21 protein-coding genes and 1 pseudogene are annotated in these 23,671 nt (G+C 68.0%); 6 read left to right on the top strand and 16 right to left on the bottom strand.

Translation table 11 applies throughout. The features are described from left to right. Nucleotides 1–26: 26 nt before the first annotated feature. Nucleotides 27–1,109: a PHP domain-containing protein gene (locus WMF31_RS07190; protein ID WP_436601213.1), complete on the bottom strand. Its 1,083-nt coding sequence runs from the start codon at nucleotides 1,107–1,109 to the stop codon at nucleotides 27–29. A gap of 202 nt (nucleotides 1,110–1,311) precedes the next feature. Continuing rightward, a complete protein-coding gene (gene corA / locus WMF31_RS07185; protein ID WP_436601212.1) occupies nucleotides 1,312–2,526 on the bottom strand; it encodes a magnesium/cobalt transporter CorA in 1,215 nt (404 codons plus the stop codon). A gap of 212 nt (nucleotides 2,527–2,738) precedes the next feature. Between corA and WMF31_RS07180 the strand changes: the two genes are divergently transcribed. After that, complete coding sequence (locus tag WMF31_RS07180) at nucleotides 2,739–4,169, top strand: hypothetical protein (RefSeq protein WP_436601211.1); 1,431 nt, start codon at nucleotides 2,739–2,741, stop codon at nucleotides 4,167–4,169. 104 nt (nucleotides 4,170–4,273) lie between these two features. Here WMF31_RS07180 and WMF31_RS07175 read toward each other — a convergent pair whose 3' ends face one another. From WMF31_RS07175 to WMF31_RS07165, 3 genes are all read right to left on the bottom strand, one after another. Further along, a complete protein-coding gene (locus tag WMF31_RS07175; protein WP_436601210.1) occupies nucleotides 4,274–4,678 on the bottom strand; it encodes a hypothetical protein in 405 nt (134 codons plus the stop codon). Between the two features lie 1,009 nt (nucleotides 4,679–5,687). After that, nucleotides 5,688–5,882, bottom strand: a complete 195-nt coding sequence (locus WMF31_RS07170; RefSeq protein WP_436601209.1) for a hypothetical protein — start codon at nucleotides 5,880–5,882, stop codon at nucleotides 5,688–5,690. Nucleotides 5,883–6,236: 354 nt separating this feature from the next. Continuing rightward, entirely contained in the window at nucleotides 6,237–6,641 is a 405-nt protein-coding gene (locus tag WMF31_RS07165) for a hypothetical protein (RefSeq protein WP_436601208.1), read from the bottom strand. Between the two features lie 504 nt (nucleotides 6,642–7,145). Between WMF31_RS07165 and WMF31_RS07160 the strand changes: the two genes are divergently transcribed. Then, nucleotides 7,146–8,207, top strand: a complete 1,062-nt coding sequence (locus WMF31_RS07160) for a hypothetical protein (protein ID WP_436601207.1) — start codon at nucleotides 7,146–7,148, stop codon at nucleotides 8,205–8,207. A gap of 242 nt (nucleotides 8,208–8,449) precedes the next feature. Here WMF31_RS07160 and WMF31_RS07155 read toward each other — a convergent pair whose 3' ends face one another. From WMF31_RS07155 to WMF31_RS07140, 4 genes are all read right to left on the bottom strand, one after another. After that, complete coding sequence (locus tag WMF31_RS07155; RefSeq protein WP_436601206.1) at nucleotides 8,450–9,361, bottom strand: hypothetical protein; 912 nt, start codon at nucleotides 9,359–9,361, stop codon at nucleotides 8,450–8,452. Nucleotides 9,362–9,906: 545 nt separating this feature from the next. Further along, complete coding sequence (locus WMF31_RS07150; RefSeq protein WP_436601205.1) at nucleotides 9,907–10,335, bottom strand: hypothetical protein; 429 nt, start codon at nucleotides 10,333–10,335, stop codon at nucleotides 9,907–9,909. 111 nt (nucleotides 10,336–10,446) lie between these two features. Continuing rightward, nucleotides 10,447–11,346 carry a helix-turn-helix transcriptional regulator gene (locus tag WMF31_RS07145; RefSeq protein ID WP_436601204.1) on the bottom strand — a complete coding sequence of 300 codons (900 nt, stop codon included), beginning with the start codon at nucleotides 11,344–11,346 and terminating at the stop codon, nucleotides 10,447–10,449. A 127-nt stretch (nucleotides 11,347–11,473) separates the two neighbouring features. Continuing rightward, on the bottom strand, nucleotides 11,474–12,592 hold the full coding sequence (locus WMF31_RS07140) for a sigma-70 family RNA polymerase sigma factor (RefSeq protein WP_436601203.1): 1,119 nt from the start codon (nucleotides 12,590–12,592) through the stop codon (nucleotides 11,474–11,476). A gap of 237 nt (nucleotides 12,593–12,829) precedes the next feature. Between WMF31_RS07140 and WMF31_RS07135 the strand changes: the two genes are divergently transcribed. Genes WMF31_RS07135 through WMF31_RS07125 form a run of 3 tightly spaced genes read left to right on the top strand, consistent with a single transcriptional unit; the run spans nucleotide 12,830 to nucleotide 17,177 of the window. After that, nucleotides 12,830–13,951 carry a hypothetical protein gene (locus WMF31_RS07135; RefSeq protein ID WP_436601202.1) on the top strand — a complete coding sequence of 374 codons (1,122 nt, stop codon included), beginning with the start codon at nucleotides 12,830–12,832 and terminating at the stop codon, nucleotides 13,949–13,951. Between the two features lie 15 nt (nucleotides 13,952–13,966). Further along, the gene (locus WMF31_RS07130) at nucleotides 13,967–15,613 is read left to right on the top strand and encodes a hypothetical protein (RefSeq protein ID WP_436601201.1); all 1,647 of its coding nucleotides are present in this window, start codon (nucleotides 13,967–13,969) and stop codon (nucleotides 15,611–15,613) included. A gap of 37 nt (nucleotides 15,614–15,650) precedes the next feature. Further along, complete coding sequence (locus tag WMF31_RS07125) at nucleotides 15,651–17,177, top strand: hypothetical protein (RefSeq protein ID WP_436601200.1); 1,527 nt, start codon at nucleotides 15,651–15,653, stop codon at nucleotides 17,175–17,177. Between the two features lie 44 nt (nucleotides 17,178–17,221). Here the strand turns inward: WMF31_RS07125 and WMF31_RS07120 are convergent, their stop codons facing one another. The 3 genes from WMF31_RS07120 to WMF31_RS07110 all read right to left on the bottom strand — a co-directional run bounded on the left by WMF31_RS07120 (nucleotide 17,222) and on the right by WMF31_RS07110 (nucleotide 19,681). Then, on the bottom strand, nucleotides 17,222–18,328 hold the full coding sequence (locus WMF31_RS07120) for a hypothetical protein (RefSeq protein WP_436601199.1): 1,107 nt from the start codon (nucleotides 18,326–18,328) through the stop codon (nucleotides 17,222–17,224). Between the two features lie 106 nt (nucleotides 18,329–18,434). Continuing rightward, entirely contained in the window at nucleotides 18,435–19,145 is a 711-nt protein-coding gene (locus WMF31_RS07115; protein WP_436601198.1) for a hypothetical protein, read from the bottom strand. Then, the gene (locus WMF31_RS07110; protein WP_436601197.1) at nucleotides 19,142–19,681 is read right to left on the bottom strand and encodes a hypothetical protein; all 540 of its coding nucleotides are present in this window, start codon (nucleotides 19,679–19,681) and stop codon (nucleotides 19,142–19,144) included. Before WMF31_RS07110 ends, WMF31_RS07115 begins: the two co-directional genes overlap by 4 nt. Nucleotides 19,682–19,876: 195 nt before the next feature. Between WMF31_RS07110 and WMF31_RS07105 the strand changes: the two are divergent. Then, a pseudogene (locus WMF31_RS07105) lies at nucleotides 19,877–20,434 on the top strand (hypothetical protein); the annotation flags it as partial. A 43-nt stretch (nucleotides 20,435–20,477) separates the two neighbouring features. Here WMF31_RS07105 and WMF31_RS07100 read toward each other — a convergent pair. From WMF31_RS07100 to WMF31_RS07085, 4 genes are all read right to left on the bottom strand, one after another. After that, nucleotides 20,478–21,578, bottom strand: coding sequence for a hypothetical protein (locus WMF31_RS07100; RefSeq protein WP_436601196.1), 1,101 nt, complete (start codon nucleotides 21,576–21,578; stop codon nucleotides 20,478–20,480). A gap of 87 nt (nucleotides 21,579–21,665) precedes the next feature. After that, a complete protein-coding gene (locus tag WMF31_RS07095) occupies nucleotides 21,666–22,232 on the bottom strand; it encodes a hypothetical protein (RefSeq protein WP_436601195.1) in 567 nt (188 codons plus the stop codon). Beyond that, nucleotides 22,229–22,999, bottom strand: a complete 771-nt coding sequence (locus WMF31_RS07090; protein ID WP_436601194.1) for a hypothetical protein — start codon at nucleotides 22,997–22,999, stop codon at nucleotides 22,229–22,231. Before WMF31_RS07090 ends, WMF31_RS07095 begins: the two co-directional genes overlap by 4 nt. Further along, nucleotides 22,996–23,535: a hypothetical protein gene (locus WMF31_RS07085; protein WP_436601193.1), complete on the bottom strand. Its 540-nt coding sequence runs from the start codon at nucleotides 23,533–23,535 to the stop codon at nucleotides 22,996–22,998. Before WMF31_RS07085 ends, WMF31_RS07090 begins: the two co-directional genes overlap by 4 nt. Between the last annotated feature and the right edge of the window lie 136 nt (nucleotides 23,536–23,671).

Raw genomic sequence — 23,671 nt, 5'->3', positions numbered from 1 at the left:
ATCGCGAGAGGCGATGTGCCTGCTTCCTACTCCACCGTCGCGTAGGCCGGCGTCCACGCCCGCTTCCCGTCCGGCTGCGTGATCCGCGCCCGCACGTAGCGCTCCCCGCCGCGGAGCCGGTACGTCGCCCGCCCCGTCAGGAGCCGCTGCCGCTCCAGCACGCGACCGCCCGCCCCGACGAACTCGACCACCGCCCCGGCGGCCGCCGGCCAGACCGAGAGCGCGTCCTCCGCGACCGACAGCCGCCTGAGCCGCGCCCCGGTCGACGCGTACAGCCGCCCCCGGGCGAGCGCGCTGCAGATCGCGGCGCTCGACGCCTCGCGCGCGAACACCTCGACGAACCCGCGCCCCGGCCCCGCGGGCGGGCTGCTCGACCCGGGCACGAGCTGGTGCATGTCGTCCACCGCCACGCCCGCGATCCCCCACCCCGAGGCCCCGCCCGCCGTCAGCACCGTGTCCCACAGCGCCTCGTGCGACGGCCGCGTCGCGTCGCCGCGCGTGTGCACGTACGGGTGCCCGCTCCAGATCTCCAGGAGCTCCGCCCCCGCCGCCCCTCCCCTCCGGGCCGCCCCGAGCAGGTCGCCGGCCGAGAGCGCCCAGTCGAAGTTCGGATGGTTGATGAGCGCCACGCCCCCCTGGGCCCGCACGCGCCCGATCGCCCACCGGAGCGCCTCGCCCTTGGTCGCGAAATGCCCGCCGCCGATCGTCCGCCGCGTGCAGAGCGCGTTCACGTGCACGGGCCGCCCCTCCGCCGTCATCGTCACCTCTTCCCCCGGGACGACGGTGAAATCCGGCGCGCGCCGGAGCTCCTGGAACATCGCGGGATCGACGCGCTGGTTGTGGTCCGTCAGCGCCACGAAGGCATACCCGTGCTCGCGATACCAGCGGACGACATCCAGCGGCGCGCTGTCCCCGTCGCTGCGCGACGTGTGCGTGTGCAGGTTGCCGCGCTGGAACACCTCCACGTCGAGCCGCTTCTCGAAGCGCAGGGGGCGCGACGGCCCCTCCAGGCTGGGCGCGGAGGAGGCGCCCCGCCGGGAGCCGGCGAGCGCGAGGATCCCCGCCGCGCCGAGGAGCAGAAGAGCGAGCCAGCGTCCACGATGCCTCATGAGGCCGATCGTCAGTTTATACCGAAGGGCCCCACGAAGGGAACGCGGAACGGGCGCTGCCCCGCCGCCCAGCGCCGGTTTCCCGCGGAACTGGCGCTGCCCCGCCGCCCAGCGCCGGTTTCCCGCGGAACTGGCGCTGCCCCGCCGCCCAGCGCCGGTTCCCCGCGGAAGGAGCGCTGATCCGCCGCGCGCCGCGCGGCGCTCAGCCGTGGTCGTCGTCCTTCCCGATCCAGCCCTTGTGGCGGTAGTAGGTGAACAGCCCGAGGACGCTCGCCAGCATCAGGAGACAGACGAGCGGATAGCCGTAATACCAGTCGAGCTCCGGCATGTTGTACGGCGAGCTCTCGCGGTGGAAGTTCATCCCGTAGATGCCCGCGATCGCGGTGATCGGGAGGAAGATCGTCGAGATGATCGTGAGCACCTTCATGATCTCGTTCATCCGGTTCGACATCCCGGAGAGGTGGAGATCCATGAGCCCCGAGCAGAGCTCGCGGTACGTCTCGACCATGTCCATGAGCTGCACCGCGTGATCGTAGGTGTCGCGCAGGTGGAGCCGGGTGTCCTTGGTGATCATCGGGTTGTCCTCGCGGAGCAGCGTGTTCACGAGGTCGCGCTGGGGCCAGATGGCGCGCCGCAGCGTGAGCAGGTCCCGCTTGAGGTCGTGGATCGGCCTCGACATCGGGCTCTTCGCGGTCAGGACCTCGGTCTCCAGGTCCTCGATGCGCTCGCCGAGCCGCTCGAGCACCGGGAAGAAGCCGTCGATCACCGCGTCGAGCAGCGCGTAGGCGAGGTAGTCGGCGCCCCGCGCCCGCACCGCGCCCCGGCTGCCGCGGATGCGCTCCCGCACGACCTCGATGACGTCCCAGTCGGCCTCTTCCTGGACCGTCAGGACGAAGCTCCTGCCGAACAGGATCGCGATCTGCTCGGTGCGCAGGTGGCCGGCCTCGCTCGCCTGCGCCATCCGCGAGATGACGAGGATCTGCTCGCCCCCGTAGACGTCCGCCTTCGGCCGCTGGGGCACGTTGACCATGTCCTCCAGCGCGAGCGGGTGGACCTGGAAGATCTCGCCCAGCCGCTCGAACGTCGGCTTGTCGCCGAGCCCCCGGACATCGACCCATGTGATGGAGGGGCGGTCGTCCGTGAGGTAGGGGATACACTCCTCCACGCTCTGGATCTCCTTCTCGACCACGACCTCGGCGTCGTAATCGATGACGAAGATCCTCGGCCGCGCCGTGCCCTCGATGACGAGCGTCCCGGGCGGCGACGCCGGCGGCGGCTCGTGCACGAGCCGGTCGCGCCTGGGGCGCTGCGCCCGGGCGATCTCGGCCTTCTCGCTGGCCCAGGAGGTGCGCAGTTGCGGCTCGCTGCGCCGCGGCTCGGGAGGCAGGCTGGAGGTCGTGCGACTCGTGCTCGTCACGGGGCGGATGGTAGACCAGGTTGCCGCCGCATCGAGGGGCTCTCTGGCGCTCGCGCCGCGAAGCCCCGTGGCGTATGCTGCCGGATCGCTGGGGGGACGAACGGGCGCTATCCAGGCCGGCTCTTCCTCCCTGCCCTGCTGGCCGGGGGAGCTCCGTGGGGCGCGCCGGCCGGCGCTGCGCGCCGCCGCGCGCGTTGCCCGTCCGGAGGTCCATGGGAACGACCCTCGACATCGCGATCGGCCTCGTCAGCGTCTTTTTCCTGCTCAGCGTCCTCTGCTCCGCCATCTACGAGGCGCTCGCCGGCGTCTTCCGGCTGCGCGCGCTCAACCTGGCGCAGAGCATCGAGATCATGCTCGCGGATCGCGCGCTCGACCCGCACGTGCGCCGGACCCTCGCCGCCCGCGAGGGCGCGCTCCGCGAGGCCGCGCTCCGCGAGCCCGCGACGAAGCGCGCGCTCCGCCGGGCCGCGGAGCTCGCGCGCACCCGCCTGATGCCGGGGCCGCCCCCCTCCCCGCTGGCGGAGGCGCTCCGGCTGCACCCGCTGATCAAGGATCTCAAGTACGGCTGGGTGGGGCCGTCCTACATCCCGTCGCACGTGTTCGTGGCCGCGCTCCTCGACACGCTGCGGCAGATCGACTGGCCCGGCGCCCCCGAGGCGTCGCCCGCGCTGCCGCCGCCGGGCGCCGCCGCGGCCGCGCATTCGCCCCCCGGCGCCGCCGCGCCCGCCGCGCAGACGGAGGGCGCCACCGCCGCGCTGCCCGGCGCCGCCGCGGCCGCCGGGCAGACGGAAGGGGGTACGGCCACCGTGCTGCCCACCGCCGCGGCGCCTGCGCCTCCGACCGAAGGCGCCGCCGCGCCCGCGCCTCCGCCCGAAGGCGCCGCCGCGGCCCCGTCCGCGCCGGGCGGCGAGCCGGCGCTGCCGGGCTGCGAGCAGGACCCGCTCGACGACCTGCGGCGCCTCATCGCGCGGATGCCCGGGGAGAGCGATCTCCGGCGCGCGCTCGCCACCCTCGTCGACTGCACGGTCAGGGACGTGCGCGAGGCGAACGTGCGGCTGGAGCGGTGGTTCAACGACGCCATGGACCGGGCCGCCGGCCGCTACAAGCGCCGGGCGCAGCTCATCATCAGCGCCACGGCGCTCGTCCTGTGCGTGGGGTTCAACGCCGACAGCCTGAAGCTCGCCGGCGCCCTCTCGCGCGACGCGGTGGTGCGCGCGGGCATGATCGCGGCGGCGCAGGAGATGGCGAAGTCAGCGCCCCGCCCCGCGCCGCACCAGGGCGGCCTCGACCAGGACGAGGACGTGATGGCCGCGCTCTCCCAGGGCGGCAGCGCGCACAAGCGGCTCACCGGCCTCGACCTCGAGATCACCTGGGGCGTGGAGCCCCCCGCGGAGATGAGCTTCCCGAAGCTCTGGGGGGCGCTCTCGTCGCTCCTCGGCGAGGGCGTCGTCCGGTGGCTCCGCGGCGTGCTCGACCGGATCGTGAGCCCCGGCATCCTCATCACCGCGGCCGCGGCCTCGCTCGGCGCGCCGTTCTGGTTCGACCTGCTCAACAAGCTCGTGAACCTCAGGACCGTCGGCAAGAGCCCCGAGCCGTACGAGCCGCCGAAGGGCGGCGGCCCGGACGAGAGCGTGACGCGCTGATCCGGGCGCATCCCCGGTCGATTCCTCTCGTGCCCTCCCGATCCTTGCGATGGCGGGTCCTGCTCGCCAGCTCACCCGCATCCTGAGACGCACGAAGTGTGCGTCTACCAGTCGTCCGAAAACAGGCAGTCGTAAAGCGTCGCCTCCCCCAAGGGGCGGCTGTCCGTGGCCACATCGGGCACGATGATTCTTCCGACCTCCGGCGGCATCGGCTCGTATCCCCAGGTCGCCACGATCTCCTCGGCGATCCCCGCAGCATACGGCTGCTCGTCGGGCGACAGATCGAAGCTGACGTCCTGCCGTCGCTCTGGCTCCTCGGGTGGCGGCTCGACGAGCTCGGGCCTGACCAGCCTGATCAGCTTCCCGACCCATGCGGGCAGGACATAGACCGTATCATGAACGAAGATGGTGACAGCGCGAGGCGACGTCGCGCGGAGCGCCTCCCCCTCTTCGGTCTCCTCGACAGCATCAACCAGGCGCGATCTGTAGATAACATAATAAGGAACCAAATACTCAAATTCAAATTAATCATACGCCGATATTCACCGACACTCTCCGGAAGATAGAGAGCCCCGGAATAGCAGGCATCGAACCTCCCCGTCGCCAGATGGACCGACAAATTTTCGATAGCGTTCTCTGGAAACCGCTCACGCAGGCGCCGCAACATACCAAGCCACCGCTCGCAATCGGCCCCGGCTCGACGACGCGCGTCCTCCAGCCGTCGATTCTCTTCCGTTTGCATGCGGCCCAGCTCCTCGTACGGCCGCCCCCGAGGATAGTGGCCATACACGACATCGAACAGCTCTTCGATCGAGTGCTTCATGGCTGGGTAACCCTGGCTCCATCCACGCGCTCGCGGAGCCTGGCGTGCATTTCCTCCTTTAGCTTGATACAGTAGATCCCCTGTGGAATAGTGAGGTTTTCCCTCATCACCTTTCGCGTAGCTCTGGTCGCTACGCCGGCACTGATGCGCGCGGCCTCGTCTGCTGGAATATATCCCTGGGTTCTGTTTCGCACTGGCATCCCAAACGTCATCTGCGGACATTCCCAGAGCTCCGGAAGCACGTCGACCCACCGCTTGATCTTCAGACGAACGGAAGCCTGTTGCCAGCCTCCCGATGGGCCGGTCCCATAGTCCGTGATAGTCGTGACAGATCTCCAAATTGCCTGTTTGACGCGAGCGCGCGAATGCTTGCCTGGCTCCTGGCATCGGCGGCCCGTCCATCTCGCCGTGATGGCGCACGGACGATCCCAGCGCGCCCCGAGCTGCATCACGCCCCCGGTGCGCCAGCATCGCCCGCGAGCGCGGCCGTCGCGGGGCCGTCCGCCGACTACCGTTGACGGCGCTCTGGCGGCCGCGCGGACGGAGCTTCCCATGCGCCAGCGTCGCCCGCGAGCGCGGTCCGTGTCAGCGCTGCCCGTACGCTCTATAGGGTGGCTGGAGGCCGCTTTTCGCTCAGGCGGGAAATGGCTTGCTCGCACGCGCGATAGCCGTCGACCAGCCCGAGCGAGAGAGCATCAACCAGGTGGATTTCCAACCGTTATCGGGATGGGCTTCTCGAAGACGTACCGATCGCGGGCCGGGTCGCCCGTGGCCGGCTCGGGCCGGGGGACGCCCAGCACGTCGCAGAGCTCCGCGAGGAAGAGGTCCTTGTTGGCGCGCTCGGAGGCGCCCGAGGCGCTCCACTTCTCGACGAAAGCTGCAACGTCCATGGCGGAAGCGAGAGGGTAGCCCACGAACGCGATCGGCAGGAAGAGCCGATCGCTTCACGAGACGAGCGAGCCGTTGACCTGCGGGGCCTCGTGCTGGTACTTGACGTCACAGATGTTCGTCGGTCCTCCTTCGGCTCGCGCCGCAGGAAGTGACGCTCGAGCACGTCTAGCCGCGCAGCACGCCGACCAGCTCGCGGAACACCTCGCGGTCGATGCGTGTCTTGGACGCTGGGTCAGCGCCAGCGCCTCCCTGGCGATACGCAGCGGCTCAGCGTCGTGTGCGGACTCATCCCGCGCCGCCGGCCGTACGCCGAGACGCTTCTCCGGGTCGCCCACGGAGAGGAGCGCCTCCAGCTACCAGGTCGGCAGGTCGGCCATGGCCTCCAGCACCTCATGCGCCGCGACCTGCGCCTCCAGGATCGAGCCGACCCGCGCGCGGAGCATGCCGAACGGGCTCGGGGGGAGGACGGCATGACGCACGTACGCGCTCTTGAGGTAGTGCGACACACGACGCCGGCGGACGCCGTAGAGCCGGGCACGGAGCGCCGCGTGCAGCTCGGCGTTGGAGGCCGGCCGGTACATGCCACGACACATCGAGCGCCGGGCTGCCAGCACGATGCCCTGCTCCACGTCGGGGCGGTCGCGCTGCGGCACGCGCTGGTTGCGCCCGGCCACCCGGTGGGCGGCAGCAACGCCGAGCGCACCGACGCGATCCTCGGTCCAGCGAAGCGCCGGCCGCGGCTCGATCCGCAGGTGCAATCACAATGCGAACACATCTGCGACTTGGGTCACCGTTGACGCCGCCTTGCTGCTGAGAGAGCGGTGTGCTCACCGGGATGTGGAGGAAGACATGGGATATGGCTTGGAACGGAAGGCGAGCGCGCTCGTGCTGTGCGGCGGGCTCATGATGGTCCTCGCGTCGGCGTGCGATTTGTCCTACACCTGCGACACAGTGGAGCCGGGAGGTGGGGGTGATGAATACCCGACAGGATCCGTAGGGGCGGGAGATTTCCCGAGCAACGGTGAAGAAGACGACGGCGGAGGCGAAGAAGTGGGCAGTGAATCGTCCGCACTGATGGCAGGCTGCACGCCAGTCCACGCATGCACCGAGCGCTACGAAAAATGTTATGACATTGGTGGACACTGCACGCGTAGGGGCGTTTATGGTCATGGCATTACCCTTTGCGAGATCTGCCGCGACGACTGCCAACTAGACAGACCGTACACATATGAGGCTTGTTTCAGGTGCGGATTTTAAGGAACATGGAGAACACCCCGACTCTTCTGAGTGGAACGCACGTCACCTTCGACCTGCCAACAGCGGAGCGTCTGGTAAACCTCGGTGCCACCAACATCGTGCGTGCACATGAAAACCTTCTCATCGGACCGAGCCATAGGGATCCCCTGGAGCACACCCGGGTGCGCGAAGCGTGGTTTTTTTCGTGTGAAGAGTGTTCGGACAAAGACGATTCAGGCGAAGGCTTCGATCGGCTTTACTCCTCCGATGTCCGCTGGGAGCCGCCCATTGTCTTGTGGGCATCCGAGAGCCTGGACGACCGGGTGAACCTCTGGCGGATCTGTAGCTGGCTGCGGCACCTGGGAATCGCGCACAACGACGTCCTCGTCCTCGAATTCGAGCTCGTATTCGGCACAGCGAAGAGATTTCCAGGACCACCGAGGATACCGCCGTTCAACTGCTCGGCGTCGGCGGCCAACCACCCGGACGACATCCTTCTGGACCGTCTCGGCAAGGCCCGCCCCTGGGCACAGGAACGCTATGATCGTGCCGTTCGTCTCTGGGACAGCTACGTCGATGAGAACCCCTTGCCGTTCGCGGAGATCTGCGTGCGCGGCGTCGAGGGATTTCCAGAGCTTGCCCCCTTGTGGGGGCTTCTGTCTTGCTTTTTTCCACGAAGGATTACGGATGGCCCCCTGCGCCTCAGCCGATACGACGACCTCCTGTTGACCATCCTGTCGACCGAGGCGTGGCAGGCACCAGTGCGTGTGATCTGCGACCGATCCCAGCTCGGCGTGGACTTGCGGGATCTCGTCTCCTGCACAGGGGACCTGTTCTTGGGAGATCGTCTGGCCCAGTGGGCACGACACGACTCGGGCGCCGCTGTGGAGCGCGCTCCCGGTCCGAAACCACCTGGCCACCCGATGCTCTCGAAGGTCTATCGCCTCACCGAACGTGGACAGCAGCTCCGGGACGAGGGGCTCGATCGACTCACGGACGCGCCGAGCCTGCCCATCGCCGGGACCGAGGCGTACTCGGCTTCAGCCCCCTGGGTGCTGCTCGACGATGGCCGGCTCGCTCGGTTGTAAGGGGTGATAGCGCTCCGCCCGAGGCGGGCGGCGGAATGCGCCCGCCTCGGTGGGCTAGAGCGACAAACGGGTTGAACCCCCCTGAAAATGCAGAAATTCGAACCGCCAAGGCGCCATGGACGCCAAGGAGAGAATCAATTCTTGGCGTCCTTGGCGCCTTGGCGGTTGATCTCTCGCTTGTTCAACGTGATCGGTGCTCTAGGAGGCGGGACGACTCATGATCTCGGCCGGTCGCGAGCCGTTCACGGCGACGCCGCTGCGGGCTCCTCGTCGACCTCTTCCTCGTCGGCCTCTTCCTCGTCGACCTCCTCCGCGCCGGCTTCTTCCTCGTCGGCCTCCTCCTCGCCGACCTCCTCCTCGTCGTCCTCCTGCTTCCCCGCGGCCTTGACGACGCGCGACTGGAGCTTCGGGGTGACGTCCTCGAAGGCATCGCCGAAGAAGTAGTAGCCGATCTTCCGCAGGTGGGCGTGGCGCCGGACCAGGAGCGTCCAGAGCCGGTCGCGCATCGCCTCGGCCTCGCCGCGCTGCTTCGCGGCGGGCCGGCGGGCGCCGTCGGGGGTGAGGTTGTCGAGCAGCCACTCGCTCGCTTCCCGCAAGAGGTCGAACTCCTCCCGCGTGAAGGGGTGTTTCCCCCGGAGCGCCTCCGCGTGCTCGTCGTACAGATGGGCCAGGGCCATGCCGTCGCTGGCCATGTCGTACTTCCCGGAGCCGGCGCGGATCTCCGCCACGACGTCCCTGGGCAAGAGCCCTCGCCTGGCTAGGGTCTCGGCGAGCGACAGCATCGGCTCCCGGAGCTCGGCCACCGCCTTGAGCTTCGCCTCGATCTCGCGGTTGCTCGCCGGCCTGGCGGTGACGCGCGTCGAGGCGAACACGAGCGCCCGGCCGAGATCCGGCAGCGCGAGCACCTCATCGAGCGGCAGCTCGGGCAGCGCCCGGCGGACCCGCGCCGGATCGGCGCAGGTCGCCGCGACGCCCTGCTTCACGTTGGCGAAGGCGATCCGGACGTCGGCGCGACAGAGCTCGACCTCCCGGTCCGGAAGCGCAAGGGCCTCCGGGGCGAAGCGCTTGTAGCAAGCGCGGTAGGAGTGCTTCTCCGCGGGAGGCGACGCAGGCGCCTTCCCCGTGTCTTTGTTCTTGGTCTTGGCTTTGGCCATCCTGAAGGTGTACCGCCGCCGGGCGCGGCCGTGACCTGGCTTTCATTGAAAGCAAGAAAGCAACGCGCAGGTGCTCGGCAGGAACGCCTCGCACCGCCCCGCTCCGGTGCGCAAGTCCATCAGCATCCCGGACTGTGAACGCGCGGGCACACGTAGTGTCATTTCGCATGCTCTCCTGTAAACGCTCGGGCACACGTAGTGTCATTTCGCATGCTCTCCTGTAAACGTTCGGGCACACGTAGTGTCATTTCGCATGCTCTCCTGTAAACGTTCGGGCACACGTAGTGTCACTCCGGCAGGTGCCGGGACAGCGCGCCGATCGCGCGGCCCCGCGGTCTTCGCGGCGGCTCTCGTTCCGTCCATCCCGGATCCCTGAGGAGACGACTTCGCCAGCGCGAACCGTTGCGATCTGCCGGCCGCCCCGGGCTCTCAGGGGAGCGTGACCCGGCTCGGGACCCCTCGGAAGCCATGTCGCCAATGCGAGCCCAACCGGCGGGCAGCGCGCCCGTCCTGTGCGTCGGGTTCAACCGGAGCACCAGCGCGGACTACCCGTGCACATCCGGGCTCCTCGCGAGCTTGTAGATTTGCGCGGCCCAGGACAGAACCGCATGCGCAGCGCGGGCGGCGGGGTCCTTGGCGCCCATCGCATCCAGGATCGCAAGCACCCGACGTCGACCCTCCTCGTCGCCGTCGACCCAGTGATTCATCGCCTCCTCGAGCGGCGCGATGCGGCAGATCGGCGCGCGGGTCTCAGCCACTTCAGGCTCGTTCCGACGCCCAGGGGTCGCCTCGTCCAGGACCCGTCGAGCGAACGTCAGCAGGGCCGTCGCCACCTTGCCGGCCGGAGCGCTGTAATACGCATCGAACCCCTCCTCGATGAGCGCCTGCACATGCCCCTTGCTCAACGGAACGACGCGCCACTCCATCTGCTGAACCAATGACTTGAGCCTGGATCTCTGGTCGTCGGATTCCACTCATCCTCCCTCGAGCTGTCCCCTGGGCTTGCCCTCCTGGCCCTCCGATGGCCTTCCGGATGCAGCGCGCGCTCCCAAGCGCAGCCCGCTCCCATCGAACGCGTGTCGCAGCTAGGCTGCGCCATGGCTCCCCACGCCCGGCAGGGTCGTGTTCAGCGGTGAGCCCTCGACGTCCTCCCCATCGGATCCGCGTCCAGGGCTGGAGCCGCGCTCTTCATGCTTCAGCGGGAAGCTCGTCAGGTTGACGGCACGACGCGCGAGCTCGGCTCCCGCCCCGGCGCGAGCAGGGAGCGGCGACCGCAGCCGCGGCTGGGGCGGCTGCGGGAGCCTTGCCCGTGGGCTCCCGGCAGCGAGCTCCAGCGATGGCACCACGGGCGGGGGGACATCGAGCGCACGAGGCGGCATCGCGGGGGGACTTGGCGGCACCGGGATCGACGTGGACAGCGCCGCCGGGCGCGCCGAGCTCTCGCGCCGGGCGCGGGCGATGGGCTCACCGCGCGGGATCACCACGGTGTCGTCCGCGTCCGTCCGGTGGTCCTCGTGCAGCCGCCACAGGCGCTCCCAGTACCGAGCAGGCGTGGCCGTGAAGGCCTCCAGCTGCGCGGCCAGGCCGGGCGTGATGGGCAGATCGCTCCTCAGGAGGCGCTCCAGATCTCGCGGTGCCAGCCCGGTGCTGTCAGCCAGCTTCCGATGCCAGCCGGGCACGGTGGCGCAGAACGCCTCGAGGATGCGGCCTGGCCGCGGGGCGGGGCGCGCGTGGACGTCGGTCGTCGCGGCGATGAGCGCGTCGACATGGCAGTCCAGCAGACGACGGGTTCGGTCCCGCTCCCGCTCGGCCCTCTCCTTCGCCTCGGTGAGCGCTGCCGCCTCGTCCTGATGCGCCTCCTCGCGCGCCTCGCGGAGCCCGCGCTCGCGCCCCATCGCCTCGCGCGCCGTGACCGCGAACCCGATCGCGACGCACGCCATCATCGCGAGGACGACCGGCGATACGAGCCACAACGCACCCAGCATGTCTTCCATGATCCATCGCCTCCTGGACGTGAGCATCCCTGTCCGACAAGGCGGATCCCCGCCCTGCGCTGCCCGAGGACAGCGCCGTCGTCCGCCCCTGCTCGGCTGTCGATGGACAGCCGACGATTCAGCGAAGCTGCCTGAGCATCTCCTCGCGCTCCCCGGCGAGCCACCCTCGCGGGAACTCCTGCGCGTGGGCTTCGAGCAGCCGGCGCGCCTCGAGGTCCGCCTCCGCGGTGTGGTCCTCGAAGGCCCTTCGGGCTCGGCGGATCAAGCTTTTCTCGCGCGCGCTGATGGCTTCCGGCCTCGAGATCGCCGGCGGCGGGGCGCCGCGGGATGCCGCGATCGACGGCGCGTGCGGCCTGCTCGCCCTGGCGCCGGCCTGCACGTCGTCCCGGTGCTCGGCGAGCGGCGCCCCGTCGCTCCCTGGGGGCGCAGCGACGGGTCCCCCAGCGCGTCCGTCGCTCGGCGCCGCCGGGCGCGGCACCGGAGCCTCCGCCGCCGGGCGCGGCACCGGAGCCTCCGCCGCCGGCTCGGTCCGATGTTGTTCATCGACGGCCGAACGGAACCACCACGAGAAGCTCGACGGGAAGATCAGCTCCGTGACGACGGCGCCCGCGATGGCGAGGGTTGCGCCCTGGAACACGATCCTCCAGCGCCAGCGGCCCAGGGAGCTGACCCAGCCCTCGCGGCGGTAGAGCCCCAGCGGAGCGACGCAGGCGGCGTCGTCCCATCCGCGCGAGCGTTGCTGCGCTCTCCAGCGTTGCGTCACCGCCTCGAGCTGCTCGAGCGCGCGACGGTGCTGCGTCTTCACGGCCTCGGGGTGGAGACCCAGCTCCGCGGCGATCTGGGCGAGCGGGATCCCCTCCAGGTCGTGCTTGATCAAGACGTCCCGGTACTTCGGGTCGACCTGGCCGACGAGGCGGCGCATCAACGCTTCCCGCTGCCGAGCACGGAGGAGCTCTTCCGGCGTCGGCTGCTCCGCCCGGATCTCGCGCTCCTCGAACGACGTCAGGACCTCGCCCCGACGGCGCGCATCACGGACATGATTGCGCGCCCGGTTGCACGCGATCGTGACGCGGTACGGCGCGTCATCCCCGTCCGGCCCGATCCCCCGGTTCGCCTCCAGCGCGCGCAGGAGCGCGTCCTGCGCCACATCTTCGGCATGTCGCGCCGGCACCCCATGACGCCTCGCGAGGCGCCGGAGGAGCTCGAAGGTGCCCGAGAGGCCCGATGGCTTGCCCACGCCCGTAGCACACCTGAGCGGGGCTCTCGGGGTCGGCAAAGTGCACGGACGAGCCCACTTCGGTCGGACAATGTAGGACAGATCGCCGCTTCCCGCCGTGATTCGGCCACGAGATCACCGGCGCACGGAGCGGACGGACCCATTCCACCATCCGACCACGAATTCTCGACCAAACGGCTATCTTGCGGCGCTTTGTGCCGGTTGACACCGAGCGTCGGGCGTCAGTACCGTCCCCCCATGCGTTGCGGTGCGCACCTGCTCGTGATTGGGCTGGCGGCTTTCGCGTCCACGGGCTTGGCCGGTGCGGCCAGCGCAGAAGAACCGTATCCATTGCCAGGACAGAGCGACCGTTCCACGGTCAAGGACCATGTCCGGCGTGGCCGTCGAGCGCGCGAGGCCGGGCGATGGAACGAGGCATACGCCGCTTACAGGGCAGCGCTCGAAGCAGCCACCCCGCCGTCCAGCACGGAGCGAGAGCGCGCGGAGATCGCCGGCGAGCTCGGCCTATGTGAGCTCGCATTGCGCAAGTACCGCGATGCGGCCGAGCACCTGGCCTGGAGCCTTGAGCAACGTGAGGCGCTGCCGGTTGCGCAGCAGAAACGATTCGAGCAGGGACTGCGCAAGGCAGCGCCGCATGTCGCGACACTTTATCTTTCCGTCGATCCGCCGGACGCCGAGGTGCTCATCGACGGCGAGCGCCTCGGCCAGGCCGCGCGGACCTACAGGCTCTTCTTCGAGCCGGGTCAACACATGGTGCGGGCCCGGGCGCCGGGGCGCGAGGAAGCGTTTCATTCGTTCGGGGCTGTGGCCAAGACCGAGTACAACGTCACGATGCATCTACCGCGCGCGGCGGCGGGGGCGGTGAGCAGCGAAAAGGAGGGCGCGCCGGGATCCCCGAAGGAAGCGCCGTTGGCCCCGAGCGCTCCGGCGGCTGCGCGCACGGGGCCTCCCAGCCGGTGGGCTTTCTGGCCGGGGACGGCGCGGATCGGCGGCATCGCGGTGACGACGGCGACGGCGGCGGCCGGCGCGGTCTTTCTCCTGCGCGCGCATGTCGTCCATAGCAATCTGCGCGAGGGAGACGTCGTGCGTCGCGCGCAGGGGTGGACGTCGCACACCTGCCGGGAAGCGAGCGCCCCGGCGGCGTGCGCCGACATTCGCGATCAGGTGAACGAGCGAGACCTGTTCGCCACCCTCGGCAAGGTGTCGCTGGTGACGAGCGCCGTGTTTGGCGTGGCAACGGCGGCCTCTTTTTTCACGGAGGTCGCGGTCTTCGGTGGCGGGCCGAGCGCCGCTGGCGTCCGCGTCGTCCCCATGGCAACGAGCGAACGGGCGGGCGTGCTCCTCGAAGGAGCCTGGTGAGGCGGAGGCGAGATCATGCGTTCTAGATCCACGGGTCGAGGGGTCCTCCGCTCGCTGGCATCCATCGCGCTCGGTCTGGCCGGAGCGGCCAGCAACACGGGGTGCTACTCGGATAGCTGCGCGGACGCCTACCTGTGCGAGATTCCGCCGCCGGAGCCGTCTCCTTGTGATGGGGATCCGGCGACAGCGGGGGCGCTCGACCTGTGCGGGGTGTTCGTCAGCGAGGAGGGCGACGACAACAGCCCCGGCACGAAGGACGCGCCGGTGAGGACGTTGCAACACGCGATCGGGCTCGCGGCGAGCGGTCGAAGGCGCGGCGAGGCGCCGACCCGGCGCGTGTACGCGTGCGGCGGGTTGTTCGAGGAGGCGATCACGCTCCCTTCGGGGGTCGACCTCTGGGGCAGCCGTCGCTGTGATTCCGGCGGCGATTGGTCGTATGACGGGTCGTTCGGCGGGCCGAATGAGCTCACCGTCATCGCACCGCCCGCGGGGATCCCGGTGCGGGTCCTCGGGGGCAAGAGCGGTGCGGTCCTCGCGGGGGACGACGCGATGTCCATGATCTTCGGCGTGCGGGCCAAGGCGGCGGATGCGTCCGCGAGCGATGGCAAGTCGTCGATCGCGATGATCCTGAGCGCCGGGGCCAGGGCGATCGTGCGGGCGAGCGACATCCTCGCAGGCGATGGCAAGGATGGAGAGCCGGGCGAGGACGCGTCGAGCTTCCGCGCGAGGTCCGGCGTGGTGGGGAACAACGGCGCGGACGCCTGCACCGCGGACGTGGCGCCGGGCGCCGCTCCGGTCGTGACCGTGTGCGGCGATGGCATCGAGTCGACGGGTGGCTACGGGGGCGATGGAGGCCTCGAGACGGGCGGCGACGGGACGTCAGGACTGCCGGAACCGGTCGGTACTCCGGAGAACCGCGGCCTGCCTGGCAGGGGAGCGTCCAGCATGCCGTGCACGCCAGGACTGAACGGAGCCGCCGGCGCCGATGCAGAGCACGCAGCCGGCGCGGTGGGCGCTGGCCTCCTGGACGTCGACGGATGGGTCGGCGTGCGCGGAGAGGACGGGAAGAAGGGCGGCGTCGGTCAGGGCGGCGGCGGTGGTGGTGGCGGCAAGGGGCGCGACTCCACCATGAACGCGTGTCCGGCAGGTCGGCCCCAGGGCGGTGCTGCCGGCGGGTCGGGCGGCAGCGGCGGTTGCGGGGGCAAGGGGGGCCAGGGGGGCGACTACGGCGGCGCGAGCATCGCGATCGTGGCGTTGCAGGGGAGCGAGCTGACAGTCGGGGCCGGCAGCACGGTCCTCGGGGCGAAGGGCGGCGATGGCGGGGTCGGCGGAACGGGCCAGTGGGGCGGCCTTGGCGGCGGCGGCGGCCGAGGTGGACGCAGTCTTTTGACTGACACGGCGCGAGGGTGCGACGGCAGAGCCGGCGGCAACGGCGGCCGCGGGGGCGATGCCGGCGGCGGTCTCGGGGGCCATTCGCTCGGCATCGGATCCGTGGGCGCCTCCGTGACCATCGCGCAGGATGCGACGGTCTCGCCCGGACAAGCCGGTAAGGGGGGCCGCGGCGGAAATACAATCCAGGAAAGCGGCGCCGGCCAGGGGGAAGAAGGGATTGCGCTGTTCTGGTACCGGTTCGATGCGCCAGCCGTGGAACCGCCTCGATGAACCGTCCCGTATTGACATCGCACGTCAGGAGACGCACATGAAAGAGAGCGCCGCAGCGACCTTGGTCCTTCTGCTGTCCCCGTGGGCGATCGGCTGCGGAAATGCCCACGGCGTGAACGACCCTGGCGTGACGCTTTGTGAAGGCACCTCGTGCGAGGACGAGCCGCCCCCGGAGTCGGTCTGCATCGAGCGCGTCGCCGCCGACATCCTCGACGATGGGTGCGGCGTGTTCGTCGCCGGAAACTACGGTGGCGGCGACGACAGCAACCCCGGAACGAAGGCGAAGCCGGTGTACACCATCGACCGTGCCATCGAGCTCGCGCGCGCAGGACGAGGGCGCGTGTTCCTCTGCAACGAGGGGTTCATCGTGAATCAGATCAGGGTGCCCTCCGGCGTGGATCTCCGCGGGGGCTTCCACTGCCGGAAATGGGTGCGCGACCCCATGCGCCCATGGACCCTGTTCAACCACAGGGCGGTCCACGGCCCCGTGGTGATCGTCGAGCCCGCGGGCCCCGAGGACATCGGGGCCGCGGACGGGGTGTCGACGATCGCCGATCTCCACATCCCATCATGGGGCCCGGTCGGCGTGCTCGTTCAGTCGAGCACGGCGGTGGAGATCCTGCGGAGCGAGATCTCCGCCAACGCAGGAGAGGGAGGCATCGATGGTGAGCGGTGGCCGCACCTCCAACCGGACGGACCGGATGGCATGTTCGGTGGGGACGCGTGCTCGTCGACCATCGTCGCCGGCGGGCCTGCGCCCGTGAACCGGTGCGAGAGCGGGCACACGAGCGTCGGCGGCAAGGGAGGCGATGGGCTGCCCGACAGCGCCGAGGATGGAGGCGACGGGGAGCCTGCCTATGCGTCGCCCTCGCGCGGCGGTCTCGGGGAGCGGGAGAACCAGAGTTGCTCCACCGGATTCCCTGGGGGCCCGGGGGCTCCGGGAACACAGGGCGCGCCCGGCACGGGCATCGGACGCCTCACCGAGACCGGATGGGAGGGCGACACGGGGGGCGATGGCACCTGGGGCACGCCGGGCCAGGGCGGCGGCGGCGGTGGCGGTCGCTGGGGTGGGCTCGCCCGGTGCGGCGTGGCCTCCCAGGGAGGCCCAAGCGGAGGCTCGGGCGGGGCCGGCGGTTGCGGAGGCCGCGGGGGCCGCGGGGGTGCGAACGGACAGCCGTCCATCGGCGTCCTCGCGCTCCACGCCCGGGTGACCGTGCGCGACACGAAGATCACGACCGATTTTGGCGCCTCGGGCGGCGACGGCGGGCCACCCCAGGACGGCGGCAGAGGCGGCAGAGGCGCACCGGGCGGAACGCTGCGGGATGAGCTCGCCGCCTGCTCCGGCGGCCAGGGCGGCGATGGCGGGCCCGGCGGCTACGGCGGCCCAGGTCGCGGCGGCGACTCGATCGGCATCGCCTACCTCGACGAGGACCAGCTCACGCTCGAGGGCGTCACCTTCGAGATCGGATTGCCGGGCCCGGGCGGCACGAGCTGGAACCACGATGGCAGCACGACGGTGGGAGAGAGCGGCGAGGCCCACGAGACGCTTCGGTTTCCTGAATAGCCGCGGTCACATCACGGGACGACAGCGCGGAGCTCGCACGACGGTTATGAGGAGGCTTTGGGGTCCGAGTCCACGAGCCCACTTGCCAGAAAGCTCGAGGCCCAAGCGACCATGGAGACTGGCGGCTCTCCTTCACCATCCCACCCAGCGACCAGCGCTTCGAGCTCGCGGATGGCAGCTTCGAGCTCGCGCTTGGAAGCGATGCCGCGGGGAGTCTTCGGCGGATCCATGAGCACCCGAATTTTCGCAAGCACTCTCATTACTTCATCTTTGCGCAGGACCCCATCTGTTGTCACCCCCCCGAAAAAGGCTCCCCGCGCTTGAGCCTCCTGTACCTCTGGCGTCAGCGTCCACAAGATGCGGTGGAGTGACGCGAGCACCTCGAGGACGGCGACGAATCGCCCTGTCAGGCTGCTCGCATCGACGTCTACGCCAGGTGTCCGCACTTCACATGGCGAGGAGGGCACCCATTCAGCACCGGCCGTAAAGAGGCAGTCATAGAGTCTAGCGTCACCGACAGTCGGTAAGTTCACCGTCACGTCCGGCACGAGCACGACGCCGATCTCAGGCGGCATGCGTTCACAACCGAAGGTCGCTTCAATGTCGCGGGCGATCCACTCTACATACGGCAGCTCGTCGGCCGACAGCTCGAAGTCAATAAACGATTCATCGAACGTGACACTCATTAGCCTTTCTTCATCGGAATTCAACACGAGCCCCGGGTCGCGCGGACTTTGTGAAACGAAGAACATTATGCCGCCAACGACAGTCCTAAATCTCTCTGGCCGCCTCACAAACTGGACCCGGCGGTAACCATAGACAATATAGTAAGGAGCGAGGAAACTAATTTTGAACCATAATGTTCGACCGGTTGCTGCCAGAGAAAATGAAAAAGAGTAGCAAGCGTCCAAGCACCCCGTAGGCAGGTGCAGCGAATCGTTCATGACATGGCTATCAGGGAATCGCCCTTCGATCCGACGCAGCAAGGCGGGCCAACGTTCGTCCGCTGCCGCGCGCCGCCGCGCGGCGACCAGACGGCCGTACTCCTCGGTTTCCTTGTAGCGCTGAATGTCGGCTTGCTCGATCCCGCCAATCCCACGTGGGTAATATCTGTAGACAACGTCCAGCAGATCTCTAACACTGTGCTTCATAGCCGTACCGCCTCCGCCTTGAGTTCGGGCGCGAATGTTCTCTTCCTTCTCCGTCCCATCCCTGCCTCCTATTAACCCCGGGGGCGTCTGGGGAAGTAGGGGAGGATCAATTCATAAGTCTGGCACCGAGGCCCTTGTAATTTTCATCCTTCTCAAACCGTCGGCGCATCTCACCCTTGAATTTCTCGCAGAACACACCAGGCGGAAGATCGGTGATCCCTTCTTCATAAAACCTTGCAGCTATCTGATTCACCAGATCGGAACTGATGAGCGCTGCCCTCTCCGCCGAGATATCCCCCCAAGCCGCAGATCGCAATGGCATCCCGATGTGAACCATACACGCGTCGACGCCTCGGACATTTCGTCTGAACACCAACCCCGCCTTCGCCTCCTGCCAACCGCCTGCCACGGTGCCGTCGTAGGCTACGATCGTAACAAACTGAAACATCGACGGTTCGAACACCGAAATGTTGCAACCCATTTGCGGAGCGCCGCTCTGCTGGCAGGGATCTGGCGGGCTCGTCGGGCTAGCAGTGGGCCTCTCCGAGCTGTCGCTCTGGCTCTCCTCGTCGTCGTCCGTTTTGTTGCACTGGATCTTCCGCCCGCTGCCATCTCGCGGGCCGTCCGGCGGCGCGTCGCCGAAGTCCCCGGATGCGGAGGAGGTGTAGATGGGAACGGGCGGTCCGACTGGGCCACCTGCACCTGCACCCCCTTCCCACTCCTCGCGGGGATAGCAGTCTCCTACCGTCCAGTTGCATGCCGTTAGGAACCAGATGGCGATAGCCAGAATCGGTAGCAAAATTCTTTTTGCGTTCATTTCACACTCCATCGAAGCACGGGGCCGGCGACAACGAGCACCGACACGTAACCTGGGAGCACAAGGCTGCTCCCGCCGATCCAGTCCACGTTCGCGCTTACCGACACGCCGAGCGGTCCGGCAACGTACGCGGTGGTTTGCGCATGCGCGCCTGCCGCCATCCCGGCAACGTGCCCACACAAGACACTTCCGCATGCCGGCATGTAGTAGATCGCAAACGATGGGCCCACGCTGAAATCGCCATTCTTCCAACCAACTCCGAGCGCGACCATGGCGCTGTTGTAGACACCGGCCCCACCTATCTGAATTGGCGGCACGACGCTGAGCAGATCGTGAACATGAAGCAGGATGTTGCTCTTGATGCGCCACGATATTCCCGCATGCGGGCTGACCGCGAGGCGGGTCGCGGTGCCAGCCTGGATCCACCCCAAGCCAATTCCGGCGCTCAGCTCCGATGCGTCGGCCTGCGCCGGAACGGCACCGAGAACGAATGCGAGCCCTGTCGCCGATAGGATCTGCCGGCCTGTCGTCCTCATCGATCCCCTCCCCTCTTCCGCAGGATGCGAGCAACGTGGCGACGCGGGCCATTCTTCTGATGGCAGGATTCGAGGTCAAACGGAAGTTAGCCGAGAGCACCACGATGGACGTGGGTCGGACCGTCCAGAGCGTGCGCCAGTGCGCGGCTGCCCGCGCGGCTCGCGCGAGCGCTTGCTAACCCGCTGGCGCCGGCTGCCGGTCGGGGCCGCTGGGGCACGCCGGGGCAGGGCGGCGGCGGCGGCGGCGGTCGCCGGGGCGGGCTTGCCGTGTGCGGCGTGGCCTCCAAGGGAGGCGCCGGCGGAGGCTCAGGCGGGGCCGGCGGTTGCGGAGGTCGCGGGGGCCGCGGGGGAGCGAACGGACATCCGACCATCGGCCTCCTCGCGCTTCACGCCCGGGTGACCGTGCGCGACAGCGTGATCACGACGGTCACCGGCGGCTATGGCGGCGACGGCGGGCCCCCCCAGGAAGGCAGCCGAGGCGGTCGAGGCGCACCGGGCGGAGCGCCGGGGGATGAACTCGGCGCCTGTTACGGCGGCCGGGGCGGCCAAGGAGGGCCCGGCGGCTACGGCGGCCCGGGGCGCGGCGGCGACACGATCGGCATCGCCTACCTCGACGAGGACCAGCTCACGCTCGAGAACGTCACCATCGAGACCGGGCAGCCGGGCAAGGGCGGCACGAGTTGGAACCACGATGGCAGCACGACGGTGGGAGAGAGCGGCGAGGCCCACGAGACGCTTCGGTTTCCCGAATAGCCGCGGTCACGCCCCGGGAGGACGGCGCGGATCTCCACGTCGGCTACGAGGACGCCCCGGGATCCGCGCCCGCGAGCCAGTTATCCAGGAAGCTGGAGGCCCAAGCGACCATGGTGGCCGGCGGTTCGCCTTCACCGTCCCACCCAGCGACCAGCGCTTCGAGCTCGCGCGTGGCGGCGTCGAGCTCGCGCTTCGCAGCGATGCCGAATGAAGTCTTCGGCGGCTCAAGGAGCACGCGAATCTCCGCAAGAACCTCTACCACATCCTCTTTGCGCAGGACTCCATTCGTTTCGACTATGCAGTAACAAGAACCGCGCTGCATCTCTGGCATCAAAGCCCACAAGATGCGATAGAGCACCGCGAGCACGGTAAGCACCGCGACGACCGACTCTGTCAGGTTGCTCTCTTCGATCCGGACGCCGGGTGCCGGCACATCAGACGGCGATGGCTCCACCCACATGTGATAGTCCGTGAACAGGCAATCGTAGAGTCTAGCCTCCCCTGGGAGACGCAGGCCCGGCATCACGTCCGGCACGAGCATGGTCCCGATCTCCGGCGGCATGCGTTCGCAACCGAAGGTAGCTTCGATGTCGCTGGAAATCCACGCCGCGCACGGCTGCTCGTCGGGCAAGAGATCGAAGGTGGCGTACTCCCTCCTGATGATGGCGAATTTTTGGCTATCGTCCGGACGCGAGACGAACCTCGGATCGAGCGGGCTGCGCGGAACGATGAAATGTAGACCTCGAAAGTCGACCGAGAAGGACTCCATCGTTTGCTTCACGATATCGACCGTGCTCGAGCTATGGACAATGTAGTAAGGAACCAAAAAGCTCACGTGAAACCACAGCACTCGCCCCGTGGACTCCGGCATATCGATCGCAAAAGAGTAGCAGGCGTCGCTGTCGCCGGCGGCGAGATAAAGCGAATGATTCATGAACCTACCAGGAAATCCGTCTTCGAGGCGACGCCGCATGGAGCGCCATCGCTCTCCCTTCGATGCCTGGATCCGCGCGGCCACGAGTCGGTCGTGCTCCTCCGTGTGCCTGCAGCGCTCGACGTCGATATCGCCATCATCGGTGATCCCGACCCCACGGGGATAGTATCGATAAATAATACCAAACAGCTCATCGATGCTGTGTTTCATAGAATCACAATCATGAAACCGATGTGTCTGCTCCGTCCATCCCATAGCGTGCTCGGCCATGCAGGCGGCGTCCACCCAGGGGAACCGCTACGGATCCACCCAAGTCCACACGACCGAGAAGAGACACACGTAGATCGTCGCCTCGCCCATCGGCGCCCCGTCCATCTCCACATCCGGCACCACCTCATTACCAAGCTCCGGCGGGATCGTCTGGTAGCCGTGGTATGTGACCTCGATCTCTTCTGCGACCGCCGCCGATATCGCGTCGGGCTCGCCCCTGTCGTGGATCCCATAATAGGGCCCAAGGAGGCTCACGTGGAAGCTGAGCGAAGCCCTCCTTCTGAGCGAAGGAGCGGGCTCGAAGTCCTTGGGGCGATAGATGCGGGCCGAGTAGGCGGGATCAACCCCTCCCGCGAACAGGTTGAGCGACTCGTTTTGAAGGCGGTATCGATCCCCCAGACGGCGAATCATCGCTTTCCATGTTGGGTACTCCGCTCGCCCGCGGTTCGCGGCTTCCACCAAGCGGCGGTGCTCCTCCGTGTCGTCGTAGAAGGGCTCGTTGGGAGGCACGTAGATGCGATCGAAGTTGCGCACGCCCCGCGGATAGAAGCGGTAGACGACATCGAGCAGCTCGGCTCGAGACACCATCATCATTTCGTCACCCTGGCGCCGAGGTCCGGGTACCTGAACTTAAACGCAGCGTCCGCATTGTCGATAAACCTTCTACAGAAGATCCCCGGCGGTAGTTCATAGTCCCTGCGCATGTTGTATGCAACATACTCCGTAATTTCTTCACTGAGGCTGGCTGCACGTCCCGGATCGATTAGTTCCATCTCCTTGGTCCGGATCGGCATTTTGATGGTGAACGCACAGTACCAGGTGTTGGTGCCGCCCGGAACATCAGCGTGCTCGAACTTCAGGTTGGCCTTGGCCTCTTGCCACCCGCCGCCTTCGTCCTTGCCGTCATCCTTGACAATGGTGACGAACCGGAATTCCGACGGATCGAAATCTACGTGTATGAATTGAGCCATTCCAGGCGGACACTTCGAGCTGCATGCATCGCTACAGCTCAAGAAGGTCGCTCCGTCTCCGGCCATGTCGCCGACTTCAGGGCACGGATCTTGCGAGCTCTCCGGTCTGTTTGTCGGCCTCTCCGAGGTGTCGCTCGGTCTCTCCTCTTCGTCTTCGAGGTCCCACTCGTTGCACGCGATCTTCCGCTCGCCACCACCTTGCGGGTCCGCCCCGAAGTCACCGGATGCGGAGGTGGTGTAGATGGGAACGGGCGGTCCGACTGGGCCACCTCCACCTGTACCCCCTTCCCACTCCTCGCGGGGATAACAGTCTCCTACCGTCCAGTTGCATGCCGCTAGCAGCCAGACGGCGATAGCCAGAATCGGTAGCAAAATTCTTTTTGTGTTCATTTTACACTCCATCGAAGCACGGGGCCGGCGACAACAAGCACCGACACGTAACCTGGGAGCACAAGGCTGCTCCCGCCGATCCAGTCCACGTTCGCGCTCACCGACACGCCGAGCGGTCCGGCAACGTACGCGTTGGTTTGCGCATGCGCGCCTGCCGCCATCCCGGCAACGTGCCCACACAAGGCACTTCCGCATGCCGGCATGTAGTAGATCGCAAACGATGGCCCCACGCTGAAATCGCCATTTTTCCAACCACATCGGAGAGCGACCATGGCGCTATTGTAGACACCGGCCCCACCTATCTGGATTGATGGCACGACGCTGAACAGGTCGTGAACATGAAACAGGATGTTGCTCTTGATGCGCCACGATATTCCCGCATGCGGGCTGACCGCGAGGCGCGTCGCGGTGCCAGCCTGGATCCACCCCAAGCCAATTCCGGCGCTCAGCTCCGATGCGTCGGCCTGCGCCGGAACGGCACCGAGAACGAGTGCGAGCCCTGTCGCCGATAGGATCTGCCGGCCTGTCGTCCTCATCGATCCCCTCCCCTCTTCCGCAGGATGCGAGCAACGTGGCGACGCGGGCCATTCTTCTGATGACAGGATTCGACGTCAAACGGAACCTATCCGAGAACACCACCATGGACGTGGGTCGCACCGTCCAGAGCCTTCG

It is taken from the genome of Sorangium sp. So ce1036, assembly GCF_051369805.1.
Classification (GTDB): domain Bacteria; phylum Myxococcota_A; class Polyangia; order Polyangiales; family Polyangiaceae; genus Sorangium; species Sorangium cellulosum_F.
This window is presented reverse-complemented; position numbering and strand designations above follow the sequence as displayed.

What these genes read in the sequence shown, in the direction of transcription:
- WMF31_RS07160 (WP_436601207.1), top strand. Translation starts at nt 7,146, where the DNA reads ATGGAGAACACCCCGACTCTTCTGAGTGGAACGCACGTCACCTTCGAC.
- WMF31_RS07155 (WP_436601206.1), bottom strand. Translation starts at nt 9,361, where the DNA reads ATGGCCAAAGCCAAGACCAAGAACAAAGACACGGGGAAGGCGCCTGCG.
- WMF31_RS07085 (WP_436601193.1), bottom strand. Translation starts at nt 23,535, where the DNA reads ATGAGGACGACAGGCCGGCAGATCCTATCGGCGACAGGGCTCGCACTC.
- WMF31_RS07095 (WP_436601195.1), bottom strand. Translation starts at nt 22,232, where the DNA reads ATGATGATGGTGTCTCGAGCCGAGCTGCTCGATGTCGTCTACCGCTTC.
- WMF31_RS07190 (WP_436601213.1), bottom strand. Translation starts at nt 1,109, where the DNA reads ATGAGGCATCGTGGACGCTGGCTCGCTCTTCTGCTCCTCGGCGCGGCG.
- WMF31_RS07100 (WP_436601196.1), bottom strand. Translation starts at nt 21,578, where the DNA reads ATGAAACACAGCATCGATGAGCTGTTTGGTATTATTTATCGATACTAT.
- WMF31_RS07090 (WP_436601194.1), bottom strand. Translation starts at nt 22,999, where the DNA reads ATGAACACAAAAAGAATTTTGCTACCGATTCTGGCTATCGCCGTCTGG.
- WMF31_RS07130 (WP_436601201.1), top strand. Translation starts at nt 13,967, where the DNA reads ATGCGTTCTAGATCCACGGGTCGAGGGGTCCTCCGCTCGCTGGCATCC.
- WMF31_RS07125 (WP_436601200.1), top strand. Translation starts at nt 15,651, where the DNA reads ATGAAAGAGAGCGCCGCAGCGACCTTGGTCCTTCTGCTGTCCCCGTGG.
- WMF31_RS07170 (WP_436601209.1), bottom strand. Translation starts at nt 5,882, where the DNA reads ATGGACGTTGCAGCTTTCGTCGAGAAGTGGAGCGCCTCGGGCGCCTCC.
- WMF31_RS07135 (WP_436601202.1), top strand. Translation starts at nt 12,830, where the DNA reads ATGCGTTGCGGTGCGCACCTGCTCGTGATTGGGCTGGCGGCTTTCGCG.
- WMF31_RS07180 (WP_436601211.1), top strand. Translation starts at nt 2,739, where the DNA reads ATGGGAACGACCCTCGACATCGCGATCGGCCTCGTCAGCGTCTTTTTC.
- WMF31_RS07115 (WP_436601198.1), bottom strand. Translation starts at nt 19,145, where the DNA reads ATGAACGCAAAAAGAATTTTGCTACCGATTCTGGCTATCGCCATCTGG.
- WMF31_RS07145 (WP_436601204.1), bottom strand. Translation starts at nt 11,346, where the DNA reads ATGCTGGGTGCGTTGTGGCTCGTATCGCCGGTCGTCCTCGCGATGATG.
- WMF31_RS07120 (WP_436601199.1), bottom strand. Translation starts at nt 18,328, where the DNA reads ATGAAGCACAGTGTTAGAGATCTGCTGGACGTTGTCTACAGATATTAC.
- WMF31_RS07110 (WP_436601197.1), bottom strand. Translation starts at nt 19,681, where the DNA reads ATGAGGACGACAGGCCGGCAGATCCTATCGGCGACAGGGCTCGCATTC.